At 51.3% G+C, this 1,247-nt stretch carries 1 protein-coding gene; it reads right to left on the minus strand.

Annotated features, from left to right (window positions below; genetic code table 11):
* The coding region (locus tag V7676_RS18615; protein WP_335661053.1) for an HAD-IC family P-type ATPase at positions 1-1,247 on the minus strand (1,247 nt) is incomplete at both ends.

Below are 1,247 nucleotides of genomic sequence, written 5' to 3' on the forward strand. Positions count from 1 at the left end.
GGCTCTACTGATACCAGCTTTGGTTTGCCTTCAGTAAGTGTGCCGGTCTTGTCGACCACAATGGTGTCAATTTTCTCAAATGTTTCCAGCGCCTCTGCATTTTTGATTAAAATACCGTTCTGAGCACCCTTCCCTGTCCCAACCATGATTGACATCGGTGTCGCCAAACCCAGCGCGCAAGGACAAGCAATGATCAGCACTGCGACCGCATTGACGAGCCCATAAGCAAGGGCTGGATGGGGCCCCAAAATCGACCAGATGATGAATGTAATAATCGAGATGAGAATGACTACAGGAACAAACATACCAGCAACGGTATCGGCCAGCTTTTGAATAGGCGCGCGGCTGCGCTGCGCGTCTGCGACCATTTGGACAATCTTGGCGAGCAGCGTATCTTTACCCACACGCTCGGCCGTCATAACAAAACTGCCCGTTTGGTTCACCGTCCCGCCGGTCACATCATCGCCTTCAGTTTTGCTGACCGGAATAGGTTCGCCGGTGATCATTGACTGATCAATCGTACTCGATCCTTTAGCAATGGTGCCATCGACCGGTATTTTATCACCCGGACGCACACGCAATCGGTCGCCTAGTTCAACCTGATCGAGAGAAACTTCCTGTTCCGAACCATCTTCATTGACCCTCATCGCAATTGGCGGCGCGAGTTCAAGAAGTGCGCGCAATGCACTTGAGGTCTGGCCGCGCGCTTTGAGTTCGAGCACCTGCCCCAACAAAACGAGTGTGGTAATCACCGCTGCCGCTTCATAATAAACCGCTACATTGCCGTTATGTCCGCGGAACGCGACAGGGAAAATATTTGGTAAAAAGGTTGCAACGACGCTGAATATATAAGCAACAGCTACGCCCAGTCCGATCAGCGTGAACATATTGAGGTTCATGGTTTTGACTGACTGAACACCGCGAACGAAGAAAGGCCATGCACCCCAAAGAATTACCGGCGTTGCCAGCAAAAACTGCAACCACTGCGCTACCGAGGGATCGAACCATGTTTTGAATGGTTCTCCGGGTATCAAATCTCCCATAGCGTATATAAAGAGCGGCAATGAGAAAACTGCGCTAACCCAAAAACGTTTGCGCATATCAATATATTCAGGATCAGGGCCGGTTTCTAGGGAAAACTCTTCCGGTTCAAGCGCCATGCCGCAAATTGGACATGAGCCGGGCCCTTCCTGCCGGATTTCCGGATGCATCGGACACGTATAGATCGTTCCGGCGGGCGTATTGTC

Origin of the sequence: Parasphingorhabdus sp. (genome assembly GCF_036963805.1) — a bacterium.
Classification (GTDB): domain Bacteria; phylum Pseudomonadota; class Alphaproteobacteria; order Sphingomonadales; family Sphingomonadaceae; genus Parasphingorhabdus.